14 protein-coding genes are annotated in these 16,766 nt (G+C 65.0%); 7 read left to right on the forward strand and 7 right to left on the reverse strand.

The genetic code is table 11. The annotated features are described in order from the left end of the window. Positions 1 to 28: 28 nt before the first annotated feature. From RMCB_RS21435 to RMCB_RS21445, 3 genes are read left to right on the forward strand one after another with little or no spacing between them, the layout of a single operon-like run. Positions 29 to 796, forward strand: a complete 768-nt coding sequence (locus RMCB_RS21435) for an enoyl-CoA hydratase/isomerase family protein (RefSeq protein ID WP_011560591.1) — start codon at positions 29 to 31, stop codon at positions 794 to 796. Position 797: 1 nt separating this feature from the next. Further along, positions 798 to 1,610, forward strand: coding sequence for a TIGR03084 family metal-binding protein (locus RMCB_RS21440; RefSeq protein WP_011560590.1), 813 nt, complete (start codon positions 798 to 800; stop codon positions 1,608 to 1,610). Then, positions 1,607 to 3,331, forward strand: coding sequence for an acyclic terpene utilization AtuA family protein (locus RMCB_RS21445; RefSeq protein ID WP_011560589.1), 1,725 nt, complete (start codon positions 1,607 to 1,609; stop codon positions 3,329 to 3,331). The genes RMCB_RS21440 and RMCB_RS21445 overlap by 4 nt, the downstream gene beginning before the upstream one ends. On the opposite strand, the gene RMCB_RS21450 is transcribed toward RMCB_RS21445, so the two are convergent. From RMCB_RS21450 to RMCB_RS21475, 6 genes are all read right to left on the reverse strand, one after another. Next, a complete protein-coding gene (locus RMCB_RS21450) occupies positions 3,328 to 3,921 on the reverse strand; it encodes a TetR/AcrR family transcriptional regulator (protein ID WP_011560588.1) in 594 nt (197 codons plus the stop codon). The two genes, RMCB_RS21445 and RMCB_RS21450, sit on opposite strands and share 4 nt — an antisense overlap. A gap of 219 nt (positions 3,922 to 4,140) precedes the next feature. Further along, on the reverse strand, positions 4,141 to 5,694 hold the full coding sequence (locus RMCB_RS21455) for an acyl-CoA synthetase (RefSeq protein ID WP_011560587.1): 1,554 nt from the start codon (positions 5,692 to 5,694) through the stop codon (positions 4,141 to 4,143). A gap of 26 nt (positions 5,695 to 5,720) precedes the next feature. Beyond that, entirely contained in the window at positions 5,721 to 6,875 is a 1,155-nt protein-coding gene (locus RMCB_RS21460) for an acyl-CoA dehydrogenase family protein (protein WP_011560586.1), read from the reverse strand. A 54-nt stretch (positions 6,876 to 6,929) separates the two neighbouring features. Beyond that, positions 6,930 to 8,963 carry an ATP-binding protein gene (locus tag RMCB_RS21465; RefSeq protein WP_005116476.1) on the reverse strand — a complete coding sequence of 678 codons (2,034 nt, stop codon included), beginning with the start codon at positions 8,961 to 8,963 and terminating at the stop codon, positions 6,930 to 6,932. Between the two features lie 5 nt (positions 8,964 to 8,968). Next, positions 8,969 to 10,570, reverse strand: a complete 1,602-nt coding sequence (locus RMCB_RS21470; RefSeq protein ID WP_011560585.1) for an acyl-CoA carboxylase subunit beta — start codon at positions 10,568 to 10,570, stop codon at positions 8,969 to 8,971. Between the two features lie 343 nt (positions 10,571 to 10,913). Beyond that, a complete protein-coding gene (locus RMCB_RS21475) occupies positions 10,914 to 11,588 on the reverse strand; it encodes a TetR/AcrR family transcriptional regulator (protein ID WP_011560584.1) in 675 nt (224 codons plus the stop codon). Between the two features lie 69 nt (positions 11,589 to 11,657). On the opposite strand from RMCB_RS21475, the gene RMCB_RS21480 reads away from it, so the two are divergent. Next, entirely contained in the window at positions 11,658 to 12,527 is an 870-nt protein-coding gene (locus RMCB_RS21480) for a metal-dependent hydrolase (RefSeq protein ID WP_011560583.1), read from the forward strand. Between the two features lie 181 nt (positions 12,528 to 12,708). Here RMCB_RS21480 and RMCB_RS21485 read toward each other — a convergent pair whose 3' ends face one another. Continuing rightward, positions 12,709 to 13,272, reverse strand: coding sequence for a TetR/AcrR family transcriptional regulator (locus RMCB_RS21485; protein ID WP_005131302.1), 564 nt, complete (start codon positions 13,270 to 13,272; stop codon positions 12,709 to 12,711). Positions 13,273 to 13,469: 197 nt separating this feature from the next. Between RMCB_RS21485 and RMCB_RS21490 the strand changes: the two genes are divergently transcribed. Genes RMCB_RS21490 through RMCB_RS21500 form a run of 3 tightly spaced genes read left to right on the forward strand, consistent with a single transcriptional unit; the run spans position 13,470 to position 16,751 of the window. Further along, a complete protein-coding gene (locus RMCB_RS21490; protein ID WP_011560581.1) occupies positions 13,470 to 14,324 on the forward strand; it encodes an SDR family NAD(P)-dependent oxidoreductase in 855 nt (284 codons plus the stop codon). 13 nt (positions 14,325 to 14,337) lie between these two features. Next, positions 14,338 to 15,261, forward strand: coding sequence for a hypothetical protein (locus RMCB_RS21495; RefSeq protein WP_005086594.1), 924 nt, complete (start codon positions 14,338 to 14,340; stop codon positions 15,259 to 15,261). Next, complete coding sequence (locus RMCB_RS21500) at positions 15,258 to 16,751, forward strand: flavin-containing monooxygenase (RefSeq protein WP_011560580.1); 1,494 nt, start codon at positions 15,258 to 15,260, stop codon at positions 16,749 to 16,751. Before RMCB_RS21495 ends, RMCB_RS21500 begins: the two co-directional genes overlap by 4 nt. Positions 16,752 to 16,766 lie beyond the last annotated feature (15 nt).

The raw sequence follows: 16,766 nt of genomic DNA on the forward strand, positions 1-16,766 counted from the left end.
CGAGGCGACGGTGAGGGACGGAGGCTCGGTGGCCGAGCAACCGGTTCGCTACGAGGTCGTCGACAGCGTGGCCTGGCTGACGATCAACCGGCCCGAGGCGCGCAACGCGCTGAACAACGCTGTGCGCACGGGGCTTTTCGACGCGGTACGCCGCTTCAATGACGACGACGCGGCGAAGGTGCTCGTCCTCACCGGCGTGGGCGATAAGGCGTTCTGCGCCGGCGGGGACTTGAAGGAGATGGCGCAGAACGCGCTCAAGGTGCCCCCGAAGGACTTCGCTCCGCAGTTCGGCCGCAACATCGATGTCGCGAAGCCGACGATCGCGGCCGTCAACGGTGTCGCGTTCGCCGGGGGCTTCCTGCTCGCGCAGCAGTGCGACCTGGTCGTGGCTGCCGAACACGCGACCTTCGCCGTCAGCGAGGTCAAAGTCGGCCGCGGGTCGCCGTGGGCGGCACCGCTATCGTGGCTGGTGCCCCCACGCGTTGCCATGCAGATCCTGCTGACCGGCGACCCGATCACCGCCGAGCGCGCCCACCAGGTCGGCTTAGTCAATGAGGTGGTGCCGGCCGATCAGTTGCGCGAGCGTACCCGGCAGTTGGCGCTCAGCATCGCCGCGAACGCACCGCTATCGGTGCTTGCGTCCAAGCGCACCGTGTACCTCTCGGCACAGCACCACCTCGCCGCCGCCTACGACCTGGCCGACGAGATATGGGAGCCGGTCTATCTGAGCGACGACGCGCAGGAAGGCCCGACGGCGTTCCGCGAGAAGCGCGCACCACAGTGGAAGGGACGCTGACATGGCGGTGACCATGCAGTCGGTAATCGCCGACATCGAAGCCGAAACGGCCGCGTTGCGCGAACTCATCGCACCGCTGCCCGAAGGTCCGCGCGGCTGGGACGCGCCGACTCCGGCCGTGGGCTGGGCGATCCGCGACCAGATCAGCCATCTGGCGTTCTTCGACGACGTGGCGGTGCGCTCGGCCACCGACCCCGACGGTTTCAGCAGCGACTACCTGCCGATGATGGCCGACGGAAGCATCTCACCCGACGTCATCGCTGAGCGCTACCGTCAAATGCCGGCTGCCGACCTGCTCGCGTGGTTCGACACGTCGCGTGCAGCCCTCGTTGCGGCGTTCGCGGACATTGCCCCGGCGACCCGCCTGCCGTGGTTCGGGCCGACGATGAGCGCGGTCTCGTCGCTGACAGCGCGACTCATGGAGACCTGGGCGCACGGCCAGGACATCGTCGACGCGCTCGGCGCGACCCGCGAGGCCACGGCACGGCTGCGGCACGTGGCCCACATCGGGGTGGGTGCGCGCGCTTTCAGCTACCTGGCCAACGGTCTGGACCTCCCCGCGGACCCGGTACGCGTCGAGCTGACCGCTCCGGACGGCAGCGTCTGGACGTGGGGGCCAGCCGACGCCGCCAACCGCGTGAGCGGGCCGGCGCTGGACTTTTGCCTGTTGGTGACCCAACGCCGCCACCGCGACGACACCGCTTTGGTCGCCGACGGACCGCTGGCCGACCAGTGGCTCGCGATCGCCCAGGCCTTCGCGGGGCCCCCTGGCGGCGGGCGCGTGGCGGGCCAGTTCGCAGGGGGTCAGCGGTGAGCGTCCCGGTCCGCATCGGCAACTGCTCCGGCTTTTACGGCGACCGCATCGCCGCAGCCCGCGAGATGGTCGAGGGCGGACCGATCGACGTCCTGTGCGGTGACTATCTGGCCGAGCTGACCATGCTCATCCTGGCCAAGGCCCAGGCCAAAGACCCGTCCGGCGGGTACGCGCGGACTTTCCTCACCCAAATGGAACAGGTGCTGGGCACCTGTCTCGATCGTGGCATCAAGGTCGTCGCGAACGCGGGCGGGCTGAATCCCGCCGGCTTGGCCGCCGCGTTGCGCGAGCTGTCCGCACGTCTCGGCCTCACCGCGCGCGTCGCGCACGTCGAGGGCGACGACCTACGTGGCGACCTCCACGCAATCACGCCGCCCGTCGGCGACATCAAACCGGTGTCGGCCAACGCCTACCTCGGCGCCTGGGGCATCACCGAGGCGCTGCATTCGGGCGCCGACGTCGTCGTGACCGGCCGGGTCACCGACGCATCCCTCGTGGTCGGTCCCGCGGCCTGGTGGCACGCCTGGGCACGCGCCGACTGGGATCGGCTCGCGGGTGCGGTCGTCGCCGGGCACGTGATCGAGTGCGGCCCTCAGGCGACGGGCGGCAACTACGCGTTCCTCGACGAGATCACCGACCGCCGCTACCCGGGGTTTCCGATCGCCGAGGTCGCCGAGGACGGCTCTTCGGTGATCACGAAGCATCCCGGCACCGGGGGACTGGTCTCAGTCGGCACGGTCACCGCCCAGCTGCTCTACGAGATCGCTGAACCTGCCTACCTCGGCCCCGACGTCGTCGCCCACTTCGACACCATTCGCCTGGCTCAACAGGGTGAGCACCGTGTCGCGATCAGCGGTACGAAAGGCAGTCCGCCGCCGGACACGTTGAAGGTGGCGCTGAACGAGGTGGGCGGCTTCCGCAACACGATGACCATGGTGCTCACCGGCCTCGACATCGAGGCCAAGGCGGCCTTCGCCGAACAGCAGCTCTTCGACGTTCTCGGCGGACGCGACGCCTTCGACGAAGTCGACGTGCGACTGTTGCGTTTCGACGTCTCCGATGCGCCGACGAACGAGCAAGCCTGCGCGCACCTGCGTGTGACGGTGAAGGACGCCGACCCGCGAAAGGTGGGCCGAGCCTTCTCCGGCGGGGTCATGGAGATCGCCCTGGCTGGTTTCGCCGGCTTCCACACCACCACGCCACCGTCCTCGGAGACCGCGTTCGGCGTCTACCGGCCGGCCTACGTTCCGCGCTCGGCCCTCACGCACGTGCTCGTCGACGCCGACGGCAATCGGCACGTGATCCCTGACCCGCCGACCGGTGCGGTCCCGCCGGCTGGGATCGCCCCGCCCGCGAAGCTGCCGGCGCCATCCGGGCCGACGCGGCTCGCGCCGCTCGGGTCGGTACTCGGTGCGCGGTCCGGAGATAAGGGCGGCAACGCCAACCTCGGACTGTGGGCACGCGACGACCCCGGTTACGCGTGGGCGCGCGAGTACCTGAGCGTCGAGCGGCTGCGCACACTGCTCGGGCCGGAGACGGCGCACCTGCGCATCGAGCGCTTCGAACTGCCGAACCTGCGCGCGCTCAACGTGGTGGTGCACGGCTTGCTCGGTGACGGGGTGGCCTCCTCGACCCGGCCGGACGCGCAGGCCAAGGGGCTCGGGGAGTACGTGCGATCCCGAGTGGTGGACGTTCCCGAATCGCTGCTCGACACACACTAAATCCGGTGCGGGGCGCCGTCTACCTGCTGTGTAACCGCGCGGCTGAACAGCGCCGCAACGGCCGCGGCGGCCAGCATCGCCTCAATCGTCGCGTCGTCCAGCGACGCCGGCATGTACGCGGACGCGTTGAGCAATGACAGCACGGCGGCGACCAGGCCCTGTGCGCGCTCACGGTCCAGATCGCCCCGTGCTCGTACGAGCGCGTCGACCCAGAAGGACTCGTACCTGTGCTGTCGGCGTCGCAGGGCACGGGTCGCCAGCGGCGACAGCGAGCGGTGCTCGCGGGCGTAGACGGCCAACAGGCCGCGTCGTCGCGCGCCGAAGGCCGCGTGTAGGTCGACAAGGGCGTGCAGGACCTCCGTCGGTGTGCCGGCGTTGGTGGCGCGCCGGGCGCCGGCCAGCAGCTCAGTCATGGCGGCGTCGCATAACTCGCGCAGGATCGCGTCCTTGTTCTGAAAGTGCCGGTAGACGGCCGGCCCGCTCACCCCTGCTGCGGCACCGATGTCGTCGATGCCCACGGCGTGAAAGCCTTGCCGCGCGAACAGGTCGGCGGCGGCCTCGAGGAGCAGTTTGCGGCGCAAACCGGCCACTTTCAGGCCTCCTGTCGATTTGTGGTTACGTTGTTCGCCGTCCGATCCGCTGGGCCGGGCTGGGATCCTACCGGCGCTGGGGTTGCCTGCGTCGGCACCCGCCGCACCAAATCAAGGGAGGTGAACGAAACCGCTAGCCCCCGCCGATGCTGTCGCATCCTCTTCTCAGTTCATGATTTAGGGGCCCTGCTTCGAACCCGCGATGTGCAGCGGCACGACTCAGCGCAAAACGACTCCGCCCTCGATGCCCGTGAACTGCGCGCGCAGCTCGGTCTTGAGCAGCTTGCCGGTGGCATTGCGCGGCAGTTCGGCGACGAAGTGCACGTCACGCGGACACTTGAAGTGTGCCAGCCGCTCCCGGCACCACGCTACGATCTCCTCGGCGCTCGGCGCCTGTGTCGCCGGGTCGGCGACCACGACCGCGACGACGCGTTCGCCCCACTTCGCGTCCTTACCGCCGATCACGGCGGCGTCGAACACCGCCGGGTGGCGGAAGAGAACCTGCTCGACCTCGATCGGGTAGACGTTCTCGCCGCCGGAGATGATCATGTCCTTCTTGCGGTCGACGAGGGTGATGAAGCCCTCGGCGTCCATGCGCCCGAGGTCGCCCGTGTGGAACCAGCCCCCGCGTAACGCCTCGGCGCTCGCCTCGGCCTTCATCCAGTAGCCGGTGAACACATTCGGGCCGCGCACGATCAGTTCGCCCACGGTGTCGGTCGCGACGTCGCGGTCGTCGTCGTCGACGATGCGGGCGTCGACATGCATTGCGACGCGGCCGATCGACCCGGCCCGCGTGCTGACGTTCTCGGCGTCGAGGACGGTCACCAAGGGAGCGGTCTCGGTCATGCCGAAGCCCTCGGTGAAGGGCACGCCTCGCTCGCGCATGAAGTCGATGACCGTGAGGGGGACGGGCGACCCGCCGCCCATGGCGAAACGCAGCGCAGACAGGTTGAAGGAGTCGAAGTCGGGCACCTGTGTGAGTGCGGTCCACATGGCCGGCACCATGAACTGGACCGTGACGTGGTGGTCGGCCATCGCCTGTAACGTCGCTCGCGGCTCGAAGGACGGCATGATCACGCTGGTGCCGCCGACGTACAACAGCGGCAGGGTGTGTACTCCCAGCCCGCCGATGTGGAACATCGGCGCCACCGCGACGGTGACGTCCTCGCCCCGCAGGCCGATGTCGGTGCCGAGGACGTTGATCGCGTTCCATAGCAGGTTGTCGTGGGTGAGGATCGCGCCCTTGGGTCGGCCCGTCGTCCCCGACGTGTACATGATGAACGCGGGGTCGCGGCCGTCGACGTCACCGTTGAGCGGTTCGGGCGCGGCGCCCGAGACGACGTCTTCGTAGCCGAGCTCGCCCGGCGCCGGCACCCCACCGGCGCGCACGACATGGCGCACGCGGACTCCGGACTCGGTGACGGCGCTCCTGGCCTGCGCGGCGAACGGCTCGTGGAAGACCAGAACATCGGCGCCTGAGTCGGCCAGGATGTAGCCGATCTCGGGTCCGGCAAGGCGCACGTTGAGCGGAACTGCAAGTGCGCCGATTTTGGCGCAGCCCAGCAGCACCTCGATGAACTCGGTCGAATTGACCAGCAGCATCGCGACCCGATCGCCCTTGCGCACGCCGAGGGCGATGAGTGCGGCGGCGACCTGGTTGGTGCGCCGATCGAGGTCGGCGTAGGTGATGTGCGCGCCGTTGCTGATCAACGCGGTGCGCCCGCCGTTGAGGAAGGCGCGCCGGCTCACCCACTGACCGATGCCGAGTTGCATTCGATTCCCTTTCATTCCGCGGCGACTCAGTAGGACGCGGGCAGTTTCAGGCTGTGCTGCGCCACGAAGTTGAGGATCATTTCGCGGCTGATCGGCGCGGTGCGCATGAGCCGGGCCGGACCCCACAACGTGGCGAGGCCGTACTCGGTGGCCATGCCGTTGCCGCCGTGGGTTTGAATCGCCTGGTCGAGCGCCAGGATGCCCGCCTCGGCTGCGGCATATTTCGCCATGTTCGACGCCTCACCCGACCCCGGATCGCCGGCGTCGTGCAGGGAGGCGGCACGCTGAGTCATCAACCGGGCCAGCTCAACCTGGATCTTGGCGTGGGCGAGCGGGTGCGATACGCCTTGGTGCGAGCCGATCGGCGTTCCCCACACGTGGCGGTTGCGGGCGTAATCGGCGGCTTTATCCAGCGCGTAGCGACCGATGCCGTTGCCGAGCGCCGCCCCCATGATTCGCTCCGGGTTCAGGCCCATGAAGACCTGGCGCAGGCCCTCGTTCTCCGCGCCGATAAGGTTGGCGGCCGGCACGCGGACGTCATCGAAGAATAGAGTGAACTGCTTCTCTGGAGTGACCGCCTGCACCGGGATGAGTGACTTGGTGAGCCCGGGGACATCGGTGGGCACGACGAGCAAGCTGAGTAGTCCGCGACCACTGTCGTTGGTAGACGTTCGGGTGACGACCAGGATCGCTTCGGCTTCGTCGACACCAGAAATGTAGTACTTGGTGCCGTTGATGACCCAGTCGTCGCCGTCGCGTTTCGCGGTCGTGGAGATGTTGTGCGAGTTCGAGCCCGCGTCCGGCTCGGTGATCGCGAATGCCATGATCGTCTCGCCGCTGGCGATGCCCGGCAGCCACTGCTGCTTGAGTTCCTCACTGCCGAATGCCTGGATGATCGTGCCGCAGATGGTCGGCGAGACGACGGTCATCAGCAGCGGGCAGCCCGCCGCGGCGAGCTCCTCACCGACGATCTGCATGTCGTAGATGCCGCCGCCGCCGCCGCCGTACTGCTCGGAAAGGTTCACCCCGAGGAAGCCCTGTTTGCCCACGGCCTGCCACAGCTCGGTGCTCTTCCCGCCGGCCAGCGACTTTTCCAGGTAGTACTCGTGTCCGAAGTCCTTGGCGATCTCGGCGACCGCCTTGCGCAGGTCCTGACGTTCCTCTGTCTCGTGCAATTCCATGACACTCCTCACATCGGTATCGACGCGCCACCGATCGGGAGCGCGCCGGCTTCATTAGAGCTCCGTGGCGTCCGACGCCACTTCACCGCCGTCCACCGCCTCGACCACGGCGAGGACGTCACCGCTCGAGACCTGATGGCCGACCTGGACCGGCAGGGCGCTCAGCACCCCGTCGATCGGGCTCGCGACGGTGTGCTCCATCTTCATCGCCTCCAGGACGACGAGCGTTTGACCGGCTGACACCGTCTCGCCCTCGGCGACCGGTAGTCGGATCACCGAGCCCGGCATCGGCGCGGTGAGCGACCCGGGCGGGTTCAGAGTGCTCGGGTCGACGAAGCGTGGCGCCAGCCGCAGGGCGGAGTAGCCGGCGACCGAGTCGAGGTGGGCAACATCGCCGTCGAGGACGACATCATAAGTGCGGCGCACCCCGTCGACGCGCAGCACCACCCGCTCGCTACTGCCCTCGACAACCTCGACGTCGGCCAACGGCTCGTCGTCGACCTGCAGGCAGGTCCCTGTCGAACCTAACGTGTACCCGACGCGCACTTCGCGCCCGCCCTGGGTCTGCCAGGTTGTGGTCTGCGGCTGCGAAGGGTTGTTGCGCCAGCCGGCGGGCAACGTGGCCTGCAGAGTTGCGACGGCACGCCGCGCGGCCACCCCGGCCACGGTCGCCGCGACGGCGTGCAGGCGCTCGGACTGCGTGTCTGGGAGGGCAGCGCCGAGTTGGGCGACGTCGTGTCGGTCAAGGAACCCAGTGTCGGTGCCCCGCCCGGCGAACTCGTCATGGCGCAGGACGCGAACAAGCAGGTTGCGATTGGTGGTCACGCCGTGAATACGGGCGCCGGCCAGCGCCGCCGAGAGGCTGGCAAGTGCCTCGTCGCGCGTTGGTGCCCACGCGATGACCTTGGCCAGCAGCGAATCGTAGTAATGACTGATGACCGAACCGGCACGAAAACCCGAGTCAACCCGCACGCCGGCAAGCGCCGGGACATCCAAGGTGCGCAGGGTGCCGGTACAGGGCCGGTAGTCATCGGCCGGATCCTCGGCGCACAGCCGGGCCTCGACCGCGTGACCGCGAATTCGCGGGTTGTGCATCTCCTCAGGCAGCGGGCGGCCCATGGCTACGAGCAGCTGGGCACGCACCAGGTCGAGGCCGGTGATCAGCTCGGTAACCGGGTGCTCGACCTGCAGCCGGGTGTTCATCTCTAGGAAGGCGAAGGAGTCGGCTTTGCCATCCTGAGCGGCGTCGTAGACGAACTCGACCGTCCCGGCGCCTACGTAGCCGACGGCGCGCGCGGCGGCGATGGCGGCCTCGCTCATCCGAGCGCGCAACGCGTCGTCGACGACCGGTGACGGCGCCTCCTCGATCACCTTCTGGTGTCGACGCTGCACGGAGCACTCGCGCTCGAACAGAGAGACGACGTTTCCGTGCGTGTCGGCCATGATCTGGATCTCGACGTGGCGTGGGCGCTGGACGTAACGCTCGAGGAAGACGGTGCCGTCGGCGAACGCGGCGGCGGCCTCACGCGAAGCGGAGGTGACCGCTTCGTCGAGCTCGTCCGGCGACGCGACAATGCGCATGCCTCGGCCACCGCCGCCGGCGCTGGCCTTGACCAGCACGGGGTAGCCGACGTCGGCGGCCAGCTTCGCCAGCTGCTCGGCCGATAGCCCCGTCGTGTCGCCACCGGGCAGCACAGGCACCCCCGCGTCGGACATCGTCTTCTTGGCCTGCAGCTTCGAGCCCATCGCGTCGATCGCCCCGGGCGGCGGACCGATGAAGACGAGGTCGGCGGCGGCACAGGCGCGCGCGAACCCGGCGTTTTCCGAAAGGAAGCCGTAGCCGGGGTGTACTGCGTCCGCGCCGGTGAGCGAGGCAGCGGCGATGATCCGGTGGATGTCGAGGTAGGTCTCGGCGGCAGACGAGCCGGGAAGGTGCACGGCCTCGTCGGCGTCGGCGACGTGCCACGCGTCGGCGTCGGCGTCGGAATAGACCGCGACGGTGGCGATCCCGAGATCGCGGCAAGTGCGGAACACCCGCCGCGCGATCTCGCCACGGTTGGCGACCAGGACCTTGCGGATCTTGGGCATCGCCATCACATCCGGAACACGCCGTAGCCACGCTGGCCACGGACCTCGCCGTTGTGGATCACCGACAGGCAGAACCCGAGAACGGTCCGCGTATCGCGGGGATCGATGATCCCGTCGTCGTAAAGTCGGCCGCTGTTGGCCAGTGCGACGGATTCGCGCTCGATCTGTTCCTCGACGGCGGCGCGCATCTGGGCGTCGGCCTGCTCGTCGAAGGGCAGCCCGCGGTCGGCGGCGGACTCGCGCGCCACGATGGACAGCACTCCGGCCAGTTGCGCCGGACCCATCACGGCCGACTTCGAGTTAGGCCAAGCGAATAGGAAACGCGGTGAGTACGATCGCCCGCACATGCCGTAGTTCCCGGCACCGTAGGACGCACCCATGGTGATGGTCACGTGGGGGACCGTGCTGTTTGATACGGCGTTGATCATCTTGGCGCCGTCCTTGATGATGCCGCCCTGTTCGTACTCGGCACCGACCATGAAACCGGTGGTGTTCTGCAGGAAGATGAGGGGGGTGTCGATCTGATTTGCCAGTTGGATGAACTGCGAACCTTTCTCGGCCTCCTCACTGAACAGGATGCCCCGTGCGTTTGCGAGGATGCCGACCGGGAAGCCGTGGATCGAGGCCCAGCCGGTGACGAGTGACGTGCCGTAGAGAGGTTTGAACTCGTCGAAGGCCGAGCCGTCGACCACTCGGGCGATGACGTCGCGGGGGTCGAAGGGCACCTTCGGATCGACCGACGCGATGCCGAGCAGCTGATCGGGGTCGTGCACCGGTGGGTGCGGCGGCGTGGTGGGTCCGGGGCCGTTCTTCCGCCAGTTGAGCCGCGCCATGATGCGACGGCCGATGCGGATCGCATCCTGCTCGTCCTCGGCCATGTAATCGGCCAGCCCCGAGGTGCGGGCGTGCATGTCGGCGCCGCCGAGCGACTCGTCATCGGAGACCTCGCCCGTGGCCATCTTGACCAGCGGCGGACCGCCGAGGAACACCTTGGAACGGTTGCGCACCATCACGACGTAGTCGCACATGCCCGGGACGTACGCACCTCCCGCGGTCGAGTTGCCGAAGACCAGGGCCAGTGTCGGCAGCCCCGCTGCGCTGTGCTGGGTCAAGTCGTGGAACAGCTGTCCGCCGGGCACGAAGATCTCTGCCTGTGTGGGCAGGTCGGCGCCGCCAGATTCGACGATGTTGATGATGGGCAGTCGGTTCTCCCGCGCGATGGCCATGCCGCGGAACACCTTGCGGAAGGTATAAGGGTTCGATGCGCCGCCGCGGACGGTGGGGTCGTGGGCGATGATCATCGACTCGATGCCCTCGACCACGCCGATGCCTACCACCACGCTACCGCCGACGGGGAACTTACTGCCCCAGGCGGCGAAGGGGCATAGTTCGAGGAACGCCGTGTCGGGGTCGAGCATCAGCTCGATGCGCTCGCGGACAAGCAGCTTGCCCCGCTTACGGTGGCGCGCAACGTATTTCGCGCCGCCGCCGCCGTTGACCAGCGCCAGTTGCTCCGCGATGGTGTCGAGTTGCGCGCTCAGTCCTTCGCGGTTCTTGAGATAGCCGGGCGCGGTGTCGTCGACCCGATCGGGCAGGACCTGTACCAAAGTTTTCCTTCCGGGCGAGCATCGACGTCGATCTACTAGGCGCTGATGTTAGCCGCAATTAACATCAGGTGACAACGGCGCAGGCGGGCGTCGGATTTGTTCCGCGCCGTGGTTCCGTCGAATGGCGAGGATCGAAGCGGTGCGTTCGCTGCAGATCGAGCGATCGAAGGAATTGACTGGGGAGGGACGGCACACAGGGCCCGTGCGAGGTCGTATCGAGTTCCTCGTCCGGCGCGCGTGGAGTCTACGGTTCGCGATCTCGGGTGAACACCCGCAGCGATTGTCAGTGTCGCGCCATGCCCTTCAGCCAACCGAGTAGTGCATAACGCCGGTCGGCCAGAATCTATCGGGTCTCCTCGGCTTTGGCCAGCGGCGGAGCGGCCTGATCAGGCGCCTGTCCGAGGGTATACAGGCCGAGAATGCCGAGAAAACCCGCACAGTGCTCGATGAGCATTTCAGTCGAGAGGTTCAGTTGTCCATCTATCCAGCGACGGAGTATCTCGAACAGGCCCCCGACACCGTAGGTAGCGGCGAGATCTGCGACTTGGAGCACATCGCTGGGTATATCGAGGTGCAAGCGGGCCTCTCTGAGCACCAGCTCCGCAAAATCGGTCATCAGATCGCTTCGCAGCTGCCGAAGGAGGGGTTCTGCGCCCGACTCGACAAACAGTATGCGGGCCATGCGGGGATCGTTCTCGATCACCTGAACCAGGGCCTTGATCGGAGCGTAAGCCAGTTCTTGAGGAGCAACCGTGTCGTCCGGAATGGCGCTGGTTATCACCGCTTGGAAGGTAGTGGAGATCTTGGCAAATACCGCACGCAAGAGCGCGTCTCGATCGCGAAACTGTTGGTAGAAGTACCGGCTCGTCACTCCTGATTTCGCACACACGGCGGTCACGGTGCACGCGGTAGCTCCGTGGGTGCCCATGATTGAGACCGCGGCATCAATCAACATCACGCGACGCTGTGCATCGCGTTGAGTTGCGGACAGCCCGCCATAGACACGTGCTGGACTCATGTCCTACAGTCTGGCAGTCTTATCTGACAAGGCATAAAGTCAGATCCAAACTTCGAGGAAGGACCTCAAATGTCGGACGATCAAGCCCCGACCCCGACCCGGGTGCTGCCAAAACCCAGGCGCGTTCGGTTTCCGATGCCGACCTCCACGAAGCGGCAACATTTTGTCGATGGCGACCTGGTGATGAGCCATTTCATCTCGGTGCTTTCTGCGACGTTCCCGGAAGGCGAGGATTTCTTCATCCGCTCGGTCAGGAACTTCCAGAGTTCCATCGACGATCCCCAACTAGAGACAGCGGTCAAGGGTTTCATCGGACAAGAGGCCACACATCGACACCAGCATCGTCTCCTAAACGAGCGACTCCAGGTCATGGGTTATCCGACCGCGCGAATCGACCGTCATGTCGGACGCTTGATCAAGCGATTGGAACGGCGCTTTTCGCCGGAAATGCGGCTGTCCATGACCTCCGCGTTGGAGCACTACACCGCTACGCTGGCAGAAATCATTCTTACCAGCGAAGACGCCCAGAAGCTCATCGGCCAGACAGAGGTTCGACCGATTCTGCTGTGGCATGCCTTCGAGGAGTCGGAGCACAAAGCGGTTGCCTTTGATGTCTATCGGCTGGTGGGAGCAACCGAGCGCACCCGTGTACGGGGCATGCGGATCGCTTCAGTAATTCTGTTCGGCGAGCTCATTCTGCAGACTGCCTTGTCTATGGCCGCTGATAGAGCCTCATATAACCCGGTCACCCTGGTGCGCAGTCTGTACCGCTTTAGTCGCACCCCGATGTTCACCGCCGATGCGCTGCGGCGTTTCCGTTCCTACAATCGCCCGGGTTTCCATCCTGATGATTGGGACAGCGCCGCGGTCCTGGAGCATTGGAGCAAAGAACTGTTCGACCAAGACGGTTCACAGCGAGTTATCGCTTCGTCGGGATAGCAAAGATGCGGAAGTGCGGCGACGCAGGAGCACCGTTCCTGCGTCGCTCCTTCCGAACAGGGTGCGACGCGTCGGTGACTCACGGATTCGGTGCTCGGTGGCCGGTGAAGGTGGCGGTCGGACCCGCAAATGCGGTTCGCAGCGATCGCCACGGGGCTGGCTGGCCTGTTGTGAGCCTCGATCAGTCGCTGATGACATAGCGTTGAGCCAGGGTTTCAGCAAGTCTGCTGGTGTGCGCGACCACTTCTTTCTCGGTCACCGCAAGCAAACCGGAGTGCCAGGCGGTGATGACTTCGACGAATCCCCCGACAGCGATCAGGGTGTCCATGCGAAGGGCTATCTCGTCGGCATCTTGTCGGAGGTGTGGCCGGCTTGCCTCAACGACCAACTGCGTTGCTTCCTGTAGCGCCACGGCGCGGCGGTCTTGTAGCGGTGAGCTACCGACATGCTGAGCGAGGAGGATGCGTGCCCGGCCGGGATCGCGTGCGATCCGGTCGACCACGATGGTGATCGCCGCGGTGATGGTTTCGATCGGCGGCCGATTCGCACGCTCGTTGAAGAGCGCGGCGACCTCGCCGAGCATGTCATTGCGGACGCCATCCCACGCAGCAACGAGCAGCTCATCGCGCGTCTTGAAGCCCTCGTAGAAGTATCGATCGTTCAGCCCTGTGCGGGCGCATACGCCGCGCATAGTGACCGCGGCCCAACCGCTCTCACTCCAAATCTCGGTTGCGGCCTCGATCAATTGCTGCCGTCGCTCGGCACGACGCTCGGCCCCGGTCCGACCACCCCAGCGCTTGTTTCTCGACCGCACCTCTCCATCTTGACAAGGTGCTCGTTCCACCACCAAACTGGTGGCATGCGACACCAATGGTGGCTGGTGCCCCCAGATGAGAGTTTCCCCACAGCAGACGTCCATGTCGCGACCCGAAAGGCAGACGGATGAGATTGCTGCCCTTCGGCGGCGCACCAGGCAGAACGCACCGCGCCGATGCAGTCGTCACGGGCGCAGGAAGCGGTATCGGCCGCGCATTCGCCGTGGAGCTTGCGCGCCGAGGTGGACGCGTGGTGTGCGCCGACAAAGATCCCGTCACTGCAAAAGAGTCGGCAGAGTTGGTGAGGCAGGCTGGCGGCGAGGGCTTCGACATCGAATGCGATGTCACCGATCTTGAGCAGGTCCGCAACCTCGCTGATGTGAGCGAAGACTGGTTCGAGAAGGCTGCGAGCCTCGTCATCAACAACGCCGGAATCGGTGCGGGCGGCAACCGCATCGGCGCGACGTCGATCGAGGACTGGAACGCGGCGATTTCTGTCAACCTCTGGGGCGTTATCTACGGCTGCGAGACTTTTGTGCCTCGGCTCCGCAGCAATGGGCATGGCGGAGTCATCAATGTGGCGTCGGCAGCGAGCTTTGGCTCGGCCCCTCGGATGGCGGCTTACAACGTGAGCAAGGCCGGGGTGCTCGCTCTGTCGGAGACATTGGCGGCCGAACTGAGCGGTACTGACATCAACGTCACAGTGCTTTGCCCCACCTTCGTGAAGACGAACATCGTCAACAATCCTCAAATCGACGAGGCGGCTGCAAGACTCGCGGCCAACCTGATGAAATGGACCGGCATTTCGCCACAGCACGTTGCTCGAACGACGTTGAACGCGCACGATCGCGGACAAATTTATGTAGTACCCCAACTCGATGCCAAAGTCTTGTGGCAACTCAAGAGAGCCCTACCCGGCCCCTTTACTCGCACGCTGGGCCTCGTGGAGCGCATGGCCTCATGGAACGATTCAGCCGAGTAGAGGAGCAGGGAAAATGGCTTTCGCATACAGTGACATGCTCGAGACAATCAAAAACAAGCAATGGGCTCTTGCCGATATCGATTGGAACGCCCCTGGCGCGGAACTGATCACCGATGAACAGCGTCCCAAACTCAAGCAATTCATGTCCGACGTGGTGTGGATTGAGCATGTTGGAGCACGTGCCTTCGCCGCGATGGCTCCAAAGGCGCCATTCGAAGCGCTCGGAGACATTTACCGTTACTTTCACGCCGAGGAGCAGCGTCACGCCAATGCCGAACTTGCCTTGATGCGTCGCTGGGGCATGCTCGAGGAAGGCGAGAAACCGGTCCCGAACAAGAATATTCGGCTGGTCATCGAATGGCTGGACCGTTATGCGGAAGCCCTGCCCCTGACCGTCATCGGGGCCGCGATTCCGGCACTGGAGACTGCGCTCGATGGAGCGCTGCTGAAGTTTCTCCTCGATGAGGTTGACGACCCTGTGTGCGGGGAGGTGTTCAACAAGGTCAACAGCGACGAATCAAGGCATCTCGCGGTTGGCTTCCAGGTCTTGAATGACCTGGGCGCCAGCCCGATGCGAATCCACGCCATTCAAACTGCGGGTGCTCTTGTCGACCCGCGCATTCTCACCGGCGCGTTGCTGTATATCCCGCTCCTGACGCGCATGTTGATGAATCTCAACGCTATGGGTCTGTCCGAGGAGAAGTTATACAACGCAGTGACGCGGTATGCCAATGTCGGCGATCGCAGTGAGCATACGCGGAGGGTGCCCGGCTATCACATCTTGAAGGCGCACATGTCGTCGTCCATCAAGCGGTCCCAGCCTCTGCACTTCGTGTCTCAGCGCCTTGGCAATGCGATCGATGTTTTCCCTGTTCAGATTTTCGGTCGGCCGCCATCCTGGACGGACGAACTGACCTACGAACCGGTTGCCAAATGACAGGCACCACGACGACGTTGATCGTCGGCGCCGGGTTCGCAGGTATCGGTGCGGCGATCAGACTGCTTCAAGAGGGCACGGATGACTTCGTCATCCTGGAACGGTCAGATCGCGTCGGAGGCACCTGGCGAGACAATACTTATCCCGGTGCGGCCTGCGATATTCCCTCGCTTCTCTACTCCTACTCGTTCGAGCCGAATCCGGGCTGGACTCGTACCTACTCGGGGAGCGCTGAGATCCTCGAATATATCGACGATATGGTCGACAAGTACGATCTTGCCCGGTTCATCCAGTTTGATACCGACGTGACTGCCTTGGAATTCGATGAGAGTGCCGGCATCTGGATGGCCGACACGGCAGATGGAAAGCGGTATCACACCCGGTCAGTTGTGATGGCCAGTGGACCACTTGCCAACGCCAGCTTTCCCGATATTCGGGGTATTGACTCGTACGGTGGAAAAAAGATCCACAGCGCTCGATGGGACCATGGCTACGATCTCGGCGGTAAGAGGGTTGCAGTCATCGGGACAGGCGCGAGCGCGGTTCAGATCATTCCCGAGCTCGTAAAGTCGGCTGCCTCGGTCAAAGTCTTCCAGAGAACGCCCGGCTGGGTGTTGCCCAGGGTGAACTTCAGGCATCCGGCCTGGGCGCGTTCGACCTTCACACACCTGCCGGTGAGCGAACAAGCGCTCCGCGACGCGTGGTTTTGGGCCCACGAAGTGATGGCAGTGGGTATGGTCTGGAACACCGCCGCGACGTCCGCGATACAGCTGGCGGCCAAGGCTCATCTCCGTCGGCAGGTGAAAGACTCCTGGTTGAGACGTCAGTTGACGCCCCATTTCAGGCCTGGATGCAAGCGCATGCTCATGACCAGTGATTATTACCCTGCGCTACAGGCGGATAACTGCAAGCTGATCAGCTGGCCGATCGCCACATTGTCACCCAACGGTGTTCGGACCGCCGACGGTGTCGAGCACGAAGTGGACTGTATCGTATTTGCCACTGGCTTCGATGTGGCCAAACGTGGCACCCCGTTCCCGATTAGCGGCCTCGGCGGTCGGAAGCTCGGCGATGAATGGTCTCAGGGGACATTTGCCTTCAAGAGCGTGAGCGTGGCCGGGTATCCGAACTTATTCTTCACTTTCGGACCGAATTCCGGGCCAGGCCACAACTCGGCGCTCGTATATATGGAGGCTGCAATTGACTATATAGTCAAGGCGATCAAGCTCCTTCAGCAAAATGACATCGGCACTTTGGATGTGAGGGAGGATCGTCAGGACCGCTATCACTCCGAAATTCAGCGCCGCCTTCGACGAACGACTTGGAATTCGGGGTGCAGCAGTTGGTATTTGACCGAGGACGGCTACAACGGCACGATGTACCCAGGTTTCGCGACCCAGTTTATGAGAGAACTATCCCGCTTGGATCCTCATGATTACGTGATAACCCGGCGCGACGATACACACGTCGAGCTGACGCAATCACTCTGAATACAAGTTTGCAGG

This window comes from Mycolicibacterium brisbanense, assembly GCF_001570425.1.
Classification (GTDB): Bacteria; Actinomycetota; Actinomycetes; order Mycobacteriales; family Mycobacteriaceae; genus Mycobacterium; species Mycobacterium brisbanense.